The organism is Streptosporangium sp. NPDC053982 (genome assembly GCF_055585205.1).
This window is the reverse complement of the sequence record NZ_JBVJKQ010000008.1, coordinates 321,006-338,959: the sequence shown is the minus strand read 5'-3', so window position 1 is coordinate 338,959 and position 17,954 is coordinate 321,006. Positions and strand designations below refer to the sequence as shown.

The following is a 17,954-nucleotide window of genomic DNA, read 5'->3' as shown; positions in this document are numbered from 1 at the left end:
TAAGAACGTACCATACGGTATAGTATGGAAACTGGTTCACAGCGATCGATCCACTGACCGAGGACTTCGGCCGAAACCTCTCTGGGTTCCGTCCTGAATCGAGGGATGACATGACCGACGTAGAGGTGCTCATCGTCGGAGGCGGACCGACCGGGCTGACGCTGGCCTGCGAACTGGCCCGGCGCGGCGTCACCTTCCGAGTGATCGACAAATCTCCCCAATTCCACCGCCAGTCCCGGGGTAAGGGCATACAGCCACGCAGTCTGGAGGTGTTCGACGATCTCGGTGTGGTCCGGGACTTCCTGGACGCGGGGACGTCCGAGATGCCGGCGCGGATTCACATGGACCGCCGGTTCGTCGCGGAGCTGCACCTCCTGGCCGATGTCCGCCCGCGGCCGGATGTGCCGTACCCGACGCTCGTCCTGCTGCCGCAGTGGCGCACCGAGCAGATACTCCGCGCCCGCCTGGCCGAGTTGGGCGGGCACGTGGAGCGCGGCCTGCGACTGACCGGCCTCGAACAGTCCGGCAGCCAGGTCGTCGCGCACCTCGCCACGGGCGAGGTGATCCACGCCTCCTACCTCGTGGGCTGCGACGGCGGCGGCAGCGCCGTGCGCGAAGCCGCCGGGATCGCCTTCCCCGGGCTGGTGTCGGAGACCGAGCACTACCTGCTCGGTGACGTGGAGGTGGACGGCCTGCCCCGCGACGGCTCCTATGTCTGGTACTCAGCGGATGAGTCCTCCGTCGGCCTCGCGCTGCTGCCCGGTACGCGGTCGTGGCAGTTCGGCCTCACCGTACGCCCCGGTGAGGAGGGTGCCGGCCAGGAGCCCTCACTCGAGCTTTTCCAGCGTCTGTTCGCGCAGCGCACCGGCCGGACGGATGTACGCCTGCACAATGCGACCTGGCTGTCGCGCTTCAGCTACAAGGTACGGCTCGCCGACCGCTACCGGTCCGGCCGCGTCTTCCTCGCCGGAGACGCCGCCCACGTCCACCCGATCGCGGGCGGTCTCGGCATGAACACCGGCATCCAGGACGCCTACAACCTGGGCTGGAAGCTGGCCCTCGCGGTACGCGGCCAAGCCTCCGACAGCCTGCTCGACACGTATGAGCGGGAGCGCCGCCCGGTGGCCGAATCCGTGCTCAGGACCAGCGGCACCGGCATGACCGCGCTGTTCTCCACCAGGCCTCTGATGACCTTCTTACGCGACCGGATCGTCCTGCCGCTGATGCGCAGCACCGCGGTGACCAAGGCGATCATCAGCAGGACCTCCCAGCTCAACGTGAACTACCGAGACTCCGAGCTGTCGGTCGGAGACAAGGGCAAGGTCCGCCCCGGCGACCGGGCGCCCGATTCGCCGTGCCGGCACCCGGTGACCGGCGAGCGGTCACGGCTGTTCGACCTCTTCCGCGGTCCTCACTTCACGCTGCTCCGGTTCGGCGCGGTGGTGCCGGGTCTGGCCGAGCGCCTGGACGCGCTCTGCGGCGACGACATCCGTGTCCACCATCTGGAGCCGGGGCCCCCGAGCAAGCGCTATGGCGCCGCCGAGGGCACGTTCGTCCTCGTCCGGCCGGACGGCTATGTGGCCCTCCGGACCCGGTCAGGCGACGCGGTGGTCGACTACCTGAGGACGTTCTCGGTCGCCTGAGACACAGAGCGCCATCGCCAACCTCATCGGCCATGAATACCCGACCGGGGCGCGCCGGGTCAGGGGCGGACGGATTCGGCACCGGCCGGGGCGGAGCCCAGCATGCCCGCCAGCACCTCCCCGACGCCCAGGCGCAGGTCGTCGAGGGTGGGTTCGGCTCCCGCGCCGGCGATGGCGTCGAAGATCACTCCTTCGCCGTAGGCGACCATCTGGCGGCCGTGCCGTACCGGGTCGGTGGACCCGGCCGCGGTGAGGACCGCGACGGCCAGCGTGCGGAAGCGAGCCCCCGCCGCGTCGTAGATCCTGCGCAGCTCGGGGCGGCGGGTGGCCTCCAGCGCCAGCTCGTAGCGGGCGACCGTACGGCGGCGGTCGACGGTGAGCTGCGCCCACAGGGCCTGCGCGGTCATCTCGGCGAGCGCCCCGGGGATGACCGGCCCGAGGCTCTCTTCGTGCCCCGACTCCGGCTCCGGCCCCCGGTCCGGCACCGGGCCCGGGGCGATGTGTCCGCCGGGCGGCGCGTGCTCCGGGCCCGGGGCGGCGTGCCCGCCGGGCGGCGCATGTCCCGCGGTCCCGGGCCCCGGACCCGGGGCGACGGGTTCGACCCCGGTCGCGGCGCGTTCGGTGGCGCCGAGGAGCGGCTCGAAGACCGCGCCCTCGATCTCGGCCAGCCGCTCCAGGGCCAGCTCCAGCAGGGCCGAACGGGTCCGGGCGAGGTTGGAGGTCGAGCCGGGCGGCAGCCCGGCCTCCTCGTCGACCGCCCGGTGGGTCAGGCCGCGCATGCCCCGCTCGGCCAGCAGGGTGATGGCGGCCTCCGCGACGACCAGGGCGCGTTCCGACTTCATACGTCGAGACTACACCTGTAGTGAATCCGCGCTCACCTACCGTGAGTCCCGCGACCAGGTCATGAGCGTATCGGCGTCGGGCGCACCTCGCTCACGCCGCCGGAACCGGGGCCGGGGCCAGGGCCGCAGTCGGAGCCGGGGCCGGGGCCAGGGCCGGAACCGGAACCGGAACCGGAACCGGAGCCGGAGCCGGAGCCGGAGCCGGAGCCGGAGCCGGAGCCGGAGCCGGAGCCGGAGCCGGAACCGGAGCCGGAGGACGGCGGGCCCCGGCACACCGTGGTGCGCCGAGGCCCGCCGCCGTCCCAGCCGATTCTCACCGTTCCTCAGGTCGGCCGTGACCGGCCGCCCCAGCCGGTCTCCCACCGTTCCTCAGGTCGGCCGCGATCAGCCTCCTGCCAGGCGGAGGATGTGCATGAGGAGACTGTCCAGGTCGCCCTGGTCGATGAACCGGGTCGTCCTGACCACCGCCTCGGCGGTGATGCCCTTCCCCGTCAACGGCGGCTCCAGCTCCGCCGGTTTGTAGTCCTGCCGGAGGTTCTGCCCCGACCCCGAGGGCCGTCCCAGGCCCGCCGGCGGCTGTCCTTCCGGATACAGCTTCCCGTTGCGGTAGACGCTGACGGACTTGGTCGGTTGCCTGCTCCCGGAGATGTCGTAGGTATGGCTGTCCCTGACGGGCGCGCGGCGCGCCTTGGGCGGGGACTGCCGTTGGACCGCCCGGCGACTGGTCGGCCGGTGGGCGGGCCGGTGCCGCGCGGCCTTGGCGGGGGCCCTGCTCACCCGCCTGCTCCGCGCCCTGGCCGCGGCCGCCTTGGCCCGCCTGGCCGCCGCCCGGCGCGCGGCCGCCGCCGCTCTCCTCTTGGCCGCCGCGGCGGCCGCCTTCCTGGCCTTCTCGGCCGCTCGTTTCTTCGCCGCCTGCGCGGCCTTCTTCCTGGCCAGCTGCGCGGCCTTCTTCCTCGCCGCCTCCAACGCCTTCTTCCTGGCCAGGGCGGCGGCCCGCCGCTTGGCCAGCGCGATGGCCGCCCGCCGGGCCGCCGCCTGAGCCGCCCGCCTGGCGGCCGCCTGGGCGAGCCTCCTGGCCAGTGCCCGCGCCGCGATCCTGGCCGCGATGCCGACGACGATCCAGACGAGTTGCCCGTCGGGGTCGCTCATCGTGACGGGACTGTTGTTGGCGTAGGCGTAGGCGTTGAGCTGTTGCGGGTCCTCTTCGTCGATGACGGGGTCGACGGACAGGAACCGGCCGTTCCTCGGGTCGTACTCGCGGGCGCCGAGCTCGACGAGCCCGGTCGACGTGTCGCGCACGCCTCCCACGAATCCCCGCTGGCCGGGCCACCACGCCGGTTGCGGGCCGCGGTCCTCGCCGAACGGGGTCGTCCGGCGGACGGCCACGTCCCCCGTGCCGCCGTTGACCGCCGCCTGCGCGGTGCCCTGGTGGTCGGACGCCAGGAAGTACACCCTGTTGTCCGGGGTCCGTACGGCGATCGTCTCGTCGCCGATGGTGTAGTAGCGGGTGCACTCGACGACGTCCTTGGCGATGTCGAGCCGCAGCTCCATGTCGTCGATGTAGAGCGTCGCGTCGGTGGGCGTCCTGCGGAGCAGCCGCTCACCGTCGGCGTCGTAGACGTACGAGGTGGTCCTGCCCGCCTCGGTCACCGATTCGAGGTTGCCCTCGGCGTCCCAGACCAGGGTCTGGTCGGCCGCCCCGACCTTGCGCCGGGTGGTGTTGCCGGTCTCGTCGTAGGCGAAGACGTCCGTTCCCGCCGTCAGCGCGGCGTGCGGCCGCGCCGCGCCCGCGGCGGGGTAGGTGTAGGAGCGGGCGGACTCCGTGCGCCCGCCGAACGCGTGCTGCGTCTCCTTCGTCCTGTTGCCGGTGGAGTCGTAGGCGTAGCTGGTCGCGTACGGCGCCGCACCGCCGATCACGTCCGCCCGCGGGCCGCCGCTCGCGCAGTCGTCGGTGGCCGTCCACGCCGAGGTCAGGCGGCGCAGGTGGTCGTAGGTGAAGCACTGGGTGTCCTTCGACCTGCCGCCGTCCATGTCAGCGATCTTGGTGATGTTCCCGGCCGGGTCGTAGGTGTAGTTGAGGTCCAGGTCGGGAGCCGAGGCCGACTCGCGGTCCAGCCGGGTCCGGGCCAGCCGCCGGGTGCCCTCGTCGTGGGTGTAGGTGAGCCAGCTCTTCTTCCCGCCGCTGTTCAGCTCGTACTGCAGGGTCTCGCCCAGCTTGGAGTAGCGGGTGGCCGTGACGTACGACGACAGACCGGTCACGGTGACCGGCTGGCTGAGCCCGTCGTAGGTGTAGACGACCGACTCCTCCGCCAGCCCGCCCGCGGCGGGGAAGCTGACGGACTGCACCTGGTCGTCGAGGGTGTAGCGGCTGTTCAGCACGTACGAACCGGCCAGTTTCCCTTCCCTGGCGGGCACGGTGACGGTCTGCCGCAGGGTGCGGTAGTCGGAGTCGATCGCGTTGATCTCCGCCTTGTACGCCTGGCCGCCGAGGTAGCGGACACTGGCGTTCAGGTGTCCCTTGGCCAGCGCGTCGTACTTCCACTCCGCGAGCAGCGGGCCGGTCGTGGAGCCCTCGTGCAGCTCGCGCTTGCGCCCCAGCTCGTCGTAGACGTACGCCAGGGTCTTCCCCCGGGCGTCGGTGGAGGTGACGACCTCGTCGGCGTCGTTGTAGGTGAACGTCGTGACGCCCTTGTCGGGGTCCTCGGTCCTGGTCTCCCTGCCGCGCAGGTCGTAGACGTGCTTCCACACGTTGCCCGCGTGGTCGGTCACGGTGAGCAGCCGGTCGGAGGCGTCGTAGGTGTACTTGGTCGACTCGTAGTCGCCGGTGGGCGTGGTTCCCTTGTACTGCCGCAGTTCGACGAGCCGGCCCTCGGTGTCGCCGATGCGGGTGACGGCGTGGCCTCCGGCGGGGGCGGTGATGTGCATCCGGTCGCCGTGGTGGGTGGCGGTGGCCCGCCACTTCTCCACGCCCTTGACCCGGAACGCCTGGGCGGCCACCTCTCCGGTGCCGTCGTAGGAGGTGGTGATCTGGCTGGGGACGGCCGTGTCGGTTACCCCCAGCAGCTCGGTGGACGGCTCTCCGGGGCTGAAGTAGCCGCCGTTGGACTTGGACACCTCGCCGAGCGAGTTGTGGAAGGTGTCGGTGACCGTGCGCCCGTCACGCAGCGCGGGATCCTGCGCCTGGTCGTCCCGGGGCGCCGGCTCCTGGGTCTGCCGGGGACGCAGCAACCCGTCGAGCAGCTCGTGGCTGACGGTGTAGCCGCCGTCCGCCCGCAGGGTCTTCGTGGTGACGACGCTGGGGCCGTCGTTGCGCATCAGGTAGGAGTACTCGGTGCTGGGCGACTGGCCTGCCGCCTTGCTGCGGCCGCCCTGCCACACCTTGACGAGGCGGCCGAGCGCGTCGTGCTCCATGTCGACGCGCCGGTTGTTGGCGTCGATCTCGGTGACGGCCTCGCCCCAGGCCGGTTCCATGAGGGTGCGTTCCACGTGGCCGAGCGGGTTGGTCTCGATGACCTCGGTCGCCGGGGCTCCCGAGGCCGGCGCGTAGGTGGTGGTCAGCTTCGTGCCGGCCGCGTCGGTCTCGCTGGTCATGCGCCCGTAGGCGTCGTAGGTCTTGACGGAGTCGGTGACGGCCGAGCCGTCGCCGGCCACGGTCTGGACGGTGGTGATGTCGCCCTTGACGGGCGCCTGGCCGTACGGCCCGCCGTCGAACTGCATCCGCTCGTCGGAGATCACCTCGTCGGCGGCGAGTTTCGCGACGCCGGCGCCGCACCCCGCGGCGACCTTGTGGATCCTGCTGGTGTAGTCCAGCAGCCACGCCGTGGTGTTGCGGGCGTAGGTGTAGCGGGTGCACTGGTCATCGTCACCGGTGGCCAGGTCGCCCTTCTCGTCGACCTGGGTGAGCATGCCCTGGGTGTCGTAGGAGCGCTCCTCCCCGGTCCGCCGCCACGTGCCGTTCTCCAGCAGGGTGCGGGTGGCCATGGATTTCGGCGCGACGATGTGGGCGAGCTTGGTGACGCCGCCCTGGGAGGACTCGGCGGTCTTCAGCGACCACGGCTCCTCCAGCGTGGAGGTCGTGATCTTCCCGCCGTCGCCGTCGTAGAGGGTCTCCTCACGTTCGAACCCGGCGTACTGGTCGAGGTCGTCCAGCTTGCCGCCCTCGGAGTCGGTGACCTGGGACCGGCGCTTGGAGCCGTCGGACTGGCGGTCGCCGTCCATGCCGCGGAAGTACCGGAACTCGGTGAGCGTGCGCTCGGTGTCCTGTCCGTCGCCGCCGCGGACCCGGACCCTGCCGAACCCGCGCCAGTCCGACCAGGTGCGGTGCTCGGGCTTGACGAGGATGTTGTCGGCGTAGTGCCAGGCGGCGCCGTCGAGGTACTCGTAGTCGGTGACGACCGGCGGCGACTGGGCGACCCGGTCGATCTCCAGCGTCTGCGCCACGACGTACTTGTGGAACCAGTCGGTGACCTCGCCCTCGTTCGGCGGAGCCCACCGCTGGGGGAAGCAGAGCCTGGCGTTGCGGTCGGCGGTCGGCACGTCCCCGGGCTTGCAGTCGGCCGGGGCGTAGCCGACCCGGAGCTCCCCGCCGCTCTCGTTGTTCACCGTCTGGACGCGCCACTTGACGAGCGGCGCGCGTCCCTCGTTCGCGTCGACCCTGTTGGGCAGCTGGGTCCCGCCGAAGGTGATCTTCGGCAGGGTGATGGTGCCGCCCACGTGGCCGCTCTGCTGGACGGACGCCAGCCACAGCGACGGGCTGAGGCCGTCACCCGTCGCGGGGAAGGAGTGCGTCAGCGTCCAGGAGTCGACGTCGCAGTACGGCCGGCCCGAGCACTTCGCCGTGTCGGTGTTGAGCACCTGGGTGGTGACCTTCGCCAGGCGCAGCCGGGTGAAGAACGTCGGCGACAGCCGGTCGGTGCACTTCTCCCCCGAGCCGCAGATCTGGTCGAAGGGGACGTCGGGCCAGTGGCTCGCCGTCTCCTTCTTGAGCTGGTCGGCGGCGCAGGTGACCGTTCCGCCGGGTACGCACCGCTCGGCGACGTCGAAGACGACGCGGGACGCGGGCGACCTGGTGAACAGCTCGTTCCGCAGATAGCCGTAGTCGATCCGCTTGAGGTATCCGCCGCGCACGTACTCGGTGCCCTGCTCGGGCTTCATGTTCCGCCCGTAGAAGTTCTTCTCGGCCCCGTACCAGTAGGTGGTGGCGTTGCCGTGCGTGTCGACGGCGAGGTCGAGGTTCCAGCGGTACGCCTGCCGGCACCAGGAGGACGCCGCGTCGCTCGTGTGGCAGGGCTCGCCGCTGTTGTTGCCGAACACCGGAACCGTCCACGCCGACCCGGTCTCCGGCTTGCCCGACGCCCAGCCGGGCAGGCGGTTCAGGCCGAAGGTGTACTGGGTGCCGTCGTCGGTGGTGACGCGCCAGTGCTCACCGTTGTCGTCGCCGTTGACGGCGCCGGTGAGGTGCTCGACGCGGGTGCCGTCGTCGCGCCTGGGCCGCCACTGCTTGGTCGTGGCGTCCTTGACCAGCTCGACGGAGGAGTCGCCGAGCGACATGACGGCGTTCTCCTGGTCCCAGCACAGGTCCCCGGTCTTCTTGCCGTCGATCATGCACGACTTGTAGCGGCGTTCGATGTAGCCGCTGGGGTTGAGCTCGAAGCCCTCTCCCACCCACGACGGCTGGTTGTTCGTCGAGACGGTACGGCCGTCCACGCTCTGCGAGGAGTAGGCGAGGGACATCTCCGGCTCGTCGCCGCCCAGCGCGGGGGGCGCCCGCAGAGCGTAGTCCCAGCTGAAGTCACCCGACTGGGTGCCGACGCTCCACTCGGCAGAGGGGGCGAGCGAGGTGGCCGTGTGGTCGCCCGACGGTCCGGACGGCGCGGCCTGCAGCGCGTACAGCGCCGGCATGTCGACGTCGGCGGACAGCGTGCCGTTCTTCGCGTCGTTGTCGGACGGCATCGGTTCGGGCTGCGGACAGGCGGTCGCGGCTGCGGGCGCGGCCGTCCGATCCGCGGCCGCCGGGGCCGCGGGGGTCAGGGCGCACTCGCCCAGTCTCACCAGTCGCAGCCTGGCGCCGTAGTCGCCGCCGAAGGCGTACCGGAAGCCGGAGTAGTCGATCTCCAGCCGGGTCCTCCCCTTCGCGGCCGCCAGCCCCTGGCTCTGGCTCTGCCCCGCCGTCACCCGCAGGGCGAGGCCGAGCAGCCCGGACGACGCGGTGTCGAGCAGTTCGACGCGGACCTTGTCGGGGGTCGCCGCCGCGACCTCCTCACCCGCCTTGCCGTCCTCGGCCCTGGCGGTCTCCGTCGTCTTGGTCTCCGCCGCCTTGGCGGGCTCCGCGGCCTTGGCGGGCTTCTTCGGTGGGACGATCCGTACCGGGAAGTCGGCGGACAGGGTGCGCGCGCCGGTGCCGCCGGTCGCGTCCAGCTCGACCGCCTGCGGTTTCGGCCAGACGACGCCCGGTGGCGTCTTCCACGCCTGTCTCTCCGCCGGATCGGCCGTCCTGGGCAGTACGGGGACCCGTTTCCCGAGGACCGGGGTCTCCCGCTGGACGGCGGGGGCGGAGCGGGGCGCGGCGCTCGCGGGCGTCGCGTGCACCAGCGGCGCCACCACGACGACGGCCAGCGTGGCCGCCAGCCGCCGGGGCCACGGCGACCGGCGCACGGGATGCGTCAGACGGTTCCAGTAGGACTCCGGAGGATCCGGATCATGTGCCAGGTTCACTGACTTCACCCAATCTGTGGGGGGTCGAACAGGGGTGACGGGTTGGACGAGGCGGGTCGAGGCGGGCCGGGCCAGGCCGGGTCGAGGCGGGCCGGGGAGGTGGACGGCCGGTCCGGAGGCATGGGAGAGAACCGGCCGGTGAACGGCCGGAAGGCGGGGGACGGTCGGAGAGCCGGTGGGTCAGCCGGTGGGTCGGTGGGTCGGAAGCCCGGGGCCGGGGCCGCCCGGCGGAGCGCCGGGCGGCCGGGAGATCCGTTCGGTGGGTCGCTTCGGTGGGTCGCTTCGGTGGGTTACTGGGCGGCCAGCTGGGCGATCTGTTCGGCGCTCAGCACGCCGTCATAGGCACGGACGTCGTCCACGATCCCCGGCCAGTGGCCGGTGAAGACGCCCGCGGACTTGGCGCGGCCCAGCTGCAGCGGGCCGGTGGCGTTCCAGGCGCTCACGTGGGCGGTGACCGTGCTCACGGACAGCCGGCCGTTCACGTAGACGCGCAGCTCGCCCCGGAGGGGGTCGTAGACCCCCGCCACGTGGGTCCACTCGAACGGGGCGGGCACGTCGTCGGAGCGCGTCCGCACCATCGCGGCGGTGTCGGTGTCGGCGGCGGCCATGCCGAGGGTCCAGCGTCCCTTCTCCTTGTCATAGCCGAGCTGGAACCCGCTGGCCCTGTTCCCGGCCTGGGAGACGGCGGCCGCGTCGCGGGTGGGCAGGTAGTCGAGCTGGGTCCAGGCGGCGACGGTGAACCCCGACGCGGTGTTGACGGCCGGACGGGCGGTCTGCGCGTGGCCCGCCGTACCGTCGAGGGCGAGCGCGCCGTCCAGCCAGCCCTCGGACCATGACGCGCCGCCGCCCAGCGTCGCCGCCGACGCCCGGCCGGAGGAGTCGGCGGCGACGCCGCCGGTCCCCTCGTCCAGCTTCCAGTGCCCGACCAGCGTCGCAGCGCTGTTCACCAGGTCGGCGACCTCGTCGCCGAACATGGCGCGCCCGTGGACGCGGACGTCGTCGACGTCGCCCGGCCAGAACTCCGTCTCCGCCCCGCCGGCCTTCGCCCTGCCGATCGTCAGGGGTCCGGTCGCGTCCCACGGCCGGGTGAACGGGACCGTCGACTCCAGGCGGCCGTTGACGTAGAGGGACAGCTCCCCCACCGCCGTGTCGTAGACGCCGGTCAGGTGGGTCCACTCGCCGGGTCTCGGCGCGGACGCCGACAGCGCCCGCACGACCGCCGCCCCGTCGGTGTCGGCGACGGCACGGCTCAGCGCCCACCGGTCGTCGGCCTTCGAGTAGCCCAGGGAGAAGCCTCCGTTCCGCGTGCCGTCCTGGCCGACCGCGGTCGCGGCGGCGCCGGTGCCGGTCAGCCGCACCCACGCGGCGACCGTGAAGTTGCCCAGGGTGGACACGACGGGGCCGGTGGTCCGCGCGTGGCCGCCGGCGCCGTCGAACCGCAGCCCCGTGCCCGTCCTGCCGGAGGTCCAGGCGGCCGAGCCGTACAGGGTGGCCGGGTGGGCCCCGGCGCGGTCGGCGGCCACCCCGCCCTGCCCGTCGTCCAGGGTCCAGTGCCCGTCGGGGCCGGAGCCCGGGTTGACATTGAACACGTAGGTGCGGATCGGGCTCTGGTGTCCCGCGCGGTCCTTGCTGCGCACCGCGAGCACGTTGGGGCCGTCGTGGCGGGGGGTGAGCCGGATCGTCGCCGGCCCGCCCGTCTGGCCGGCCGCGACCTCCGTCTTGGGAGCGGTGTCCAGCCCGTAGACGTAGGCGACGACGTCGGTGACGTCCGCCGGGGTGAACGTGAAGGAGCCGGTCCGGCCGACGCCGTCGCTCCAGCCGGTCTCGGGGTAGTCCTGCGAGGTCACCCCCGGCTCCCGGCCGGGCGCGGAGGCGTCGACGGCCATCTCGCACCAGGGGCTCCACGCGCTGTCGATCCTGCCGTCCTCCGCGCGGACCCGCCAGCGGATCACGGCGCCGTCACCGAAGGCGCCCTGCGGGACGGTCGCGGAGAAGGCGCTGCCCGTTCCCTGCGAGTCGGTGAGCCGCTCCCCGATCTTCGTGCCGGAGGCGGTCCACCACTCGAACCGTCCCCTGACCGCGTTGTCGGCGTCCCGCAGCTTGGCCCACAGCTTCGGCGTGGTGGTGCCGATCATCGGCCGCCCGTCGCCGGTGACGCAGTCGCCTCCCGGGTCCGACCAGGTGTCGGCGGCCACGGGCGCGGCGGGCGGCGAGTTGTACTCGATCACCAGGCTGGGGTTGTTCTTGAACTTCTTCCAGGCGTAGACGTCCGTCTCGCTCGTGGCCCTGATCCCGATGGTGATGTTGGGCCAGCTCTTCGCCGCGGCGTCGGCGGCCTGGCCGGTGACGTCGAACTCGACGCCGCCGGGCAGGCAGGACGGTCCCCAGCCCTTCGCGACGTTCACGGTGTCGAGGAGCTTCACCCAGGCGGGCTGCTTGCTCCAGGTGGTGCTCTTGCTGATCGTGTTCGTGGCCCAGGCCTCGACCTTCCGCGCGCCGCACGAGTAGGACCAGGTCTCGTACGTGCGCAGCGTCGCCTTGATGATCTGCTTGCCGTGGATGGCCGTACCGGTGTTCATCTGGAAGAACGACCTGTTGGTCTGCCCGGAGACGTGTCCCGCCCTGGCGACGTCGCTCGCGTTCAGGAAGTTGGACGAGGGGTGGTTGCTCCAGACGGCCGTCCAGGCCCCGCGGGCCGCGGAGAAGAACGGGTCGAGGTAGACGGGGAACCTGGTCCCCGGGTCCTCGATCATGCCGCGGTGCGGTCTGAGCACCAGCTTCCCGCCGGTGAGTTCGAGGCCCATCACCTCCTGCCGGGCACCCGGGGGGACGCCCTCCCTCGCCGCCGCCGCGGTCTCCGCCGCTCCCTCCCCCGCCGCACGCGCGGCCCCCGCCTCCGGCTTGCCCGTGGCCGCGAGACCCGAGGAGTCCCACATCAGCGGCGGCGAGGCCGTGAAGACCGATCCGCCGTTCCCGTCGACCGCCTCCAGGTTGCCGCCCGCGATGGACCTCAGCGACAGCCCGTCGGCCGAGATCGGGAAGTTCAGCTCGGCGAGGGCCTTGTTCCGTGCGGCGGCCCGCGACTTGACCACGAGGAGGTGGGAGAATCCGTCGACGTCCGCCCTGACCTGGAGGTCCACCCCGGGGAGCACCTCGGGATAGGTCGCGGTGTCGTCCTTCAGCACGGGCTTCGGCAGCGTGCCGGGCCAGCCCAGCTCCAGTGTCCTGTCACCGCGCGCCATCCGGGCGAGCGGCGCGTCGCCCCCGCCCGAGAACGTCAGGCCGACCGCCGTGGCGACGGGGGCGATCGTGCCGTCGGGACGGGCCCGGAGCGTCGGGTCCACGTCCACCCACCGGCCGTCCTGCCGCACCCGCACCGGGCGCGCGTACTGCTCCAGCGTGAAGGCGCCGTCGGGCCCGGCGAAGACCTGCCGCGTCTCCGTGCGCATCGCGGTGACCTCGACCGGCTTCCCCGTCCGGCGGGCGAGCGCCGCCGCCGGTTCCTCCCCCGGCTGTCCCGTACGGCCGGCGAGCGCCCCTGCCGGTTTCCCCGCGGGACCCTCGTCCCGCTGCCCCACGACGGCGTCCGTGGTCTGTCTCCACGTGCCGGCGACGGCCTCCGAAGGGTTGAGAGGCGTCGCGGCCACGCCCGCCAACATCACCACGACCAGTCCACGAGCTAAGCGCATCGGCCCTCGCCGTCGTCAAGCTGGGACGTCGCGCGGCCGATGGCCGCCCGGCGTCTCCATGATCTTCAATTGCCAAGCGGATTGTCACCCGTGCCAAGGGGGCCGTCTAGATCTTGTGACACATTTCTTCAGAATCTTCTTCTTCCTGAAGAAAACTGCCATCGAGCGGCCCGGCCCGCCCGTCGTGCCCCTCTTCCCTGGAACTACATTTGTAGTGAAACTACAGACGTAGTACCGTCACTACATCCGTAGTGACGAAGGAGGAACCGTGGCGCACGCGGTGGTGGTCGGAGCGGGGATCGGCGGGCTGACGGCGGCGGTGGCACTGCGGCGGCGCGGCTGGGAGGTCACGGTGTTCGAGCGGACGCCGTCCCTGGAACCGGTCGGCTCGGGGTTGGCCATCGCCGCCAACGCGCTCCGGGCCCTCGACACGATCGGGGCCGGAGACGACGTCCGGCGGCTGTCGGCGGTCCAGGGCGAGGCCGGCGTCCGGCGCGCGGACGGCCGGTGGCTGATGCGGACCACCGAGGAGGCCACCTCCGCCCGGCACGGCGACTCCATCGTGCTGCTGCGCCGCGCGGACCTGGCCGACGCGATCACGGCCCGGCTGGAACCCGGCGTGATCAGGCTGAACTCCACGGTCACGGCGGTGGACCCGTACACCGGCCGGGTGACCGTCCGGACCGGCGACGGCGAGGCGACCGAGGTGACGGCCGACCTCGTCGTGGCGGCCGACGGCATCCGCTCCCCGATCCGGGCCGCGTTGTTCCCCGGCCACCCCGGCCCGGTCTACTCCGGGGTGACGAGCTGGCGGCTGCTCGTCCCCGGCGGGGGCAGGCCCGGCCGGACGTTCGAGAGCTGGGGCGAAGGCAAGGTCTTCGGCGTCATGCCACTGGCCGGCGGCACGGCCTACTGCTACGCCACCGACGCCGTCCCGGCGGGTGGGGACCCCGGGGACGGCGAGAGCCGCCGGGCCGAGCTGCTCCGCCTGTTCGGCGGGTGGCACGACCCGATCCCGGCGCTGCTGGAGGCGGCCCCGCCGGAGCTCGTCCTGCGCAACGACGTCCACCACCTGGCCACCCCGCTGCCCGCGATGCACCTCGGCAGGGTGGCGCTGCTGGGCGACGCGGCCCACGCCATGACGCCCAACATGGGCCAGGGCGCCTGCCAGGCGATCGAGGACGCCGTGGTCCTCGCCCACGTCGCGGGCGACGGCGACGGCCCGGCCCGCACGACGGGTGCGGCGGGCACGGCCGGAGCGTCGGGCGGAACGGGGACGGCCGGCGCGGCGGGCGTGGACCTGGCCCCGTACACCGCCGCCCGGCTGGAGCGGACCACCCGGGTCACCGCCAGGTCGGCGTCGATCTGCCGGACGACGCGGATCCGCAACCCACTGGCCGTACGGCTGCGCGACACGATGATGGCGCTCGCCTGGCGTCTCGGCGGCGAGTGGATGACCGCCGCGATGGACGAAGTGCTCGGCTGGACCCCGCCCGAGCCCGCCGGAGCGCGAAACGGGTCCTGAGACCGGCCGGCCGACTTCCGGTTCCGCTCTCACGGCGCCCCGCCATGCAACGGTTTCCGCGCCTGGTCTCTCTCGGAAATGAGGGAACGACGAAAGGCAAGGACAAGGACTGTTGGAACCTGACCCCCGTTTCGCGGAGTTCGTCACCGAACGCGGTGACGCGTTACTGCGCTACGGCTACATGCTGACCGGTAACCCGCATGACGCGGCCGACCTGGTCCAGGAGGCGCTGCTGAAACTGCGCGGCGCCTGGCATCGGCTCCGCCTGAAGGAGAACCCGGAGAGTTACGCGCGCACCACGATGGCCAGGCTGCACATCGCCGCCTGGCGGTTGCGCAGACGCGAGCAACTCGCCTGGGATCCGCCGGACCGCGAGCACCACGACCCGCTGCCCAGTGGAGACGAGCGAAGGATGTGGCAGGCGCTGGCCGGCCTGCCGCGCAAGCAGCGCGCGGTGCTGGTGCTGCGTTACTACGAGCAGCTCGACGACACCGAGATCGCCGCCGTGCTCGGGATCTCGCGCGGCACGGTACGCAGCCAGGCCGCCCGCGCGCTCGGCAAACTCCGTGGCGCCGTCCCGAGTGGCGCCGCGCCCGGTGACGCCGCCCCGGGTGACGCCGCCCCGACCAAGCCGATGATCAGGGAGAACACGCGATGACCGAGGTCGAGGAGACCCTACGCCGTACATTCGGCCAGGTCGCCGACCAGGCGCCCAGGTTGCCCGGACAGCTGCCCGAGCGGCTCGAACGGATCCATCGCCGCAGGAGGCAACGGATCCGGACGGCGCTGGCCGCCGCGGTGGTCGCGCTGGTCGCGGGCGGGGCCTTCGTCGTGGTCGAGCCCGGGGGCGACACCATGACGGCGATGACCGCTCCGGAGGCACGCTCCGCGACCCCGGCCGAGCACGTGGAGAAGGTCTGGCCGGAGGCGGTGCGGAAGGTCCCGGCGAAGGGGCCCGATGGAGCGTCGTGGCGGCCGGAGACGTTCGTCGACGACCGCACGCTGCTCGTGACGGCTCCGGCGGGATTCGACCAGCCGACCGCCGTCTACGCCTACGGTCTCGACGACGGATCACGGCGTAAGATCGCCGATCTGCCGTCGTCCGCGGACGCGGCGGGTGGCGCCAATGGTTTCGCCGTGGGCGACGGACACGTGGTGTGGTGGACCGCGACGAAGGATCGCATCGCGCACCTGTGGGCCGTGCCGGTGAGCGGCGGGACGGCGAAGCGCGTCGCCGATCAGGGCATCAAGGAGGGGGACGGCAGCGGGATCGACGCCGTCGCCGTGGCCGACGGAAAGATCGTCTTCTCCCTCTACGTCGGCGGGGTCTTCACCGTCCCCCTTGAGGGCGGCGCGGTGGAGCCGGTCGAGGGAGGCGCCGGGATGCACCTGCTGGCCTGGCCCTGGATCGGCACGCCGGGGCGGGGAGGCGAGCCGCACGGCACCGTGTTCGCCCGGATCCTGAACGTGCGGACCGGTGAGACCAGAAGCTTCGTCACCCACCCCGGCGAGACGATCCGTTCCTGCGGCGTGACGATCTGCCTGGGAAGCACCTCGAACTTCCAGACCTTCTTCCGGCACCGGGACGGTTCCTCGCAGAAGACGGTGCCCTCCGGGGTGTCCGGTGCCGTGCCGCCCTCCCAGGACCGCTTCTACATCTCGGCCTACGGTGACAAGAAGCTTGAGGGCGTGGGACTGTACGACCTGAAAACCGGTAAATCCGGATATCTAGGTATTAAGGGTGATGGCTCTTCCATCGGCCTGCCGCCCGAGGACTCCACCGGAAGGCTCCTCAGCTACACGCTCGGGGACGATCTCTACTTGATCGATCTGGCCGGGATCCGGTGATCCGGCGGCCCAGGGAACGCCCGAGGGACACCCGGGAGGCGTTGCCGGGTCCCGGTGCTAAGCCGCCCTTGAGGGTGACGGGGAGGTGACCGGCGCGACCTCGGGGACGGGGGTGCGGCCGTGGTCCGGGGAGAGCCGCCCCAGGGTCACGGTCCCCCAGATCAGCAGCGCCGAGGCCAGCAGGGCGGGGATCGCGTCGGCGGCCCCGCTCGGCAGCGCCTCGTCGAGCAGCAGCGCCCCGGCGAGGACCGAGGTGATGGGGTCGACCACCTGGACCGCGGCGTAGGCGATCCCGAAGTAGCCCATCGCGTAGGACTTCTGCAGCAGCACCACCGCGCAGACCAGCAGCACCGGGATGGCGAGCGTGAACCAGGTCAGCAGCCTGCTCAGGTCGCCCTGGAGGTCGCCGCCCACCACCCGGACGAAGGTGGACACGCTGGCCGTCACCGCGCCCGCGCCGACGGACATCAGCAGTGCCTTCGCCGGGCCGCGCGCCCTGCGGGCGGCGAGGTGGGAGATCAGCACGACCACCCCGACGCAGCCCAGGAAGCCCAGCGCCTCGGTGTTCGTCATGTGCGGGACGCTGGGGTGGACGGGGACCAGCAGCATCAGCCCCAGCAGGCCGACGGCCACCGCGATCGACCCCAGGATCTCCGCCCGGTGCGGCCGCCTGCCGTGCAGCATCGCCGCCAGCGGCACGGCGAACACCAGGGTCGCCACGCTGATCGGCTGCACGATGACCAGGGGGGCGAGGCTCAGCGCGACGGCGTGGAGGCTGGCCCCGGTGAACCCGATGACGCCGCCGATCCACCAGCGGGGACGCCGCATCAGTTTGAGCGAGGCGCCCTCGGAGACCGCCTCGAACTGCTGGAGGGCGGCGCCGAGCGCGTAACCCAGCGCGCCGACCAGGGCGATTGACACGCCGACCCAGATCATCGCCACTCCCCGAGGCCGAGCGGGACGGGGGAAGGCGATGGCAATCGGGTCATTACTTCAGCTTAGGGGGCCCGGCGGGGAAGTAAGCGCCAGGTCATGTCCCGACAGATACCTCTTGGCGGTGGAAACCTCCTCTATCCCCCGGGCCCCCGCACCGCGGGACGTCCCTCCGCCCGGCGCGCGGCCCTGCCCGCCCTCCGGGATCGTGTCCGGCCCTTCAGGGTCATGCCGGGCCGGCCGGGGTCGCGCCGGTCCCGCCGGACGGCGTGAGGGTCAGTCCCGCTGCGGGCAGACGCAGAAGAGATGTCCCTCGGGATCGGCGAGGACGACCCACTGACCCTCACCGGGCTGGAAGTCCGGCTTGGAGGCGCCGAGCTTCAGGTAGTCCTCGACCGCCTGCGCCACGTCCGGGACCCGGACGTCCAGGTGGAACTGCTTGCCGGGCCCCGGCCACGCGGCCGGCCTGCGGTCGAGGTTCTGCTGGAAGTAGATGGTCATCGTGCCGTCGCCGATCCCGGCGTAGGTGTCGTCGGCGTACTGCACCTCGTAGCCGAAGACCTTCGAGTAGAACTCGGCGAGCCCACGGGGGTCGGCGCAGTCGATGTTCACGGCGAGGAATTTCGCGGTCATGGTCATGTGCCTCATCGTGCCGCCCGTACCTGCCATGTGCTGTCAGGTACAGGAAAGGGGCCGGTCCTTCCTGACCGCCATGGCCGCAACGCGACGTCCGGAACCCGCCGGAAGCGGAGGCCGGACA

At 72.1% G+C, this 17,954-nt stretch carries 9 protein-coding genes; 4 read left to right on the top strand and 5 right to left on the bottom strand.

Features of this window, described 5'->3' with window-relative positions; translation table 11 throughout:
- The first annotated feature begins 110 nt into the window (after positions 1-110).
- Entirely contained in the window at positions 111-1,643 is a 1,533-nt protein-coding gene (locus ACZ6W9_RS16875; RefSeq protein ID WP_470118503.1) for an FAD-dependent monooxygenase, read from the top strand.
- Between the two features lie 59 nt (positions 1,644-1,702).
- Here the strand turns inward: ACZ6W9_RS16875 and ACZ6W9_RS16870 are convergent, their stop codons facing one another.
- The 3 genes from ACZ6W9_RS16870 to ACZ6W9_RS16860 all read right to left on the bottom strand — a co-directional run bounded on the left by ACZ6W9_RS16870 (position 1,703) and on the right by ACZ6W9_RS16860 (position 12,846).
- The gene (locus ACZ6W9_RS16870) at positions 1,703-2,485 is read right to left on the bottom strand and encodes a TetR/AcrR family transcriptional regulator (RefSeq protein WP_470118501.1); all 783 of its coding nucleotides are present in this window, start codon (positions 2,483-2,485) and stop codon (positions 1,703-1,705) included.
- A 384-nt stretch (positions 2,486-2,869) separates the two neighbouring features.
- Complete coding sequence (locus ACZ6W9_RS16865; protein WP_470118499.1) at positions 2,870-9,199, bottom strand: RHS repeat-associated core domain-containing protein; 6,330 nt, start codon at positions 9,197-9,199, stop codon at positions 2,870-2,872.
- A gap of 290 nt (positions 9,200-9,489) precedes the next feature.
- Complete coding sequence (locus ACZ6W9_RS16860; RefSeq protein ID WP_470118497.1) at positions 9,490-12,846, bottom strand: LamG-like jellyroll fold domain-containing protein; 3,357 nt, start codon at positions 12,844-12,846, stop codon at positions 9,490-9,492.
- Between the two features lie 310 nt (positions 12,847-13,156).
- On the opposite strand from ACZ6W9_RS16860, the gene ACZ6W9_RS16855 reads away from it, so the two are divergent.
- The 3 genes from ACZ6W9_RS16855 to ACZ6W9_RS16845 all read left to right on the top strand — a co-directional run bounded on the left by ACZ6W9_RS16855 (position 13,157) and on the right by ACZ6W9_RS16845 (position 16,261).
- The gene (locus tag ACZ6W9_RS16855; protein WP_389960291.1) at positions 13,157-14,413 is read left to right on the top strand and encodes an FAD-dependent monooxygenase; all 1,257 of its coding nucleotides are present in this window, start codon (positions 13,157-13,159) and stop codon (positions 14,411-14,413) included.
- A 112-nt stretch (positions 14,414-14,525) separates the two neighbouring features.
- Complete coding sequence (locus ACZ6W9_RS16850; RefSeq protein ID WP_389960289.1) at positions 14,526-15,071, top strand: SigE family RNA polymerase sigma factor; 546 nt, start codon at positions 14,526-14,528, stop codon at positions 15,069-15,071.
- Positions 15,068-16,261, top strand: coding sequence for a TolB-like translocation protein (locus ACZ6W9_RS16845; RefSeq protein WP_470118494.1), 1,194 nt, complete (start codon positions 15,068-15,070; stop codon positions 16,259-16,261). The genes ACZ6W9_RS16850 and ACZ6W9_RS16845 overlap by 4 nt, the downstream gene beginning before the upstream one ends.
- 57 nt (positions 16,262-16,318) lie before the next feature.
- On the opposite strand, the gene ACZ6W9_RS16840 is transcribed toward ACZ6W9_RS16845, so the two are convergent.
- The gene (locus ACZ6W9_RS16840) at positions 16,319-17,197 is read right to left on the bottom strand and encodes a DMT family transporter (protein ID WP_389960285.1); all 879 of its coding nucleotides are present in this window, start codon (positions 17,195-17,197) and stop codon (positions 16,319-16,321) included.
- A 273-nt stretch (positions 17,198-17,470) separates the two neighbouring features.
- A complete protein-coding gene (locus tag ACZ6W9_RS16835; RefSeq protein WP_389960283.1) occupies positions 17,471-17,833 on the bottom strand; it encodes a VOC family protein in 363 nt (120 codons plus the stop codon).
- Positions 17,834-17,954 lie beyond the last annotated feature (121 nt).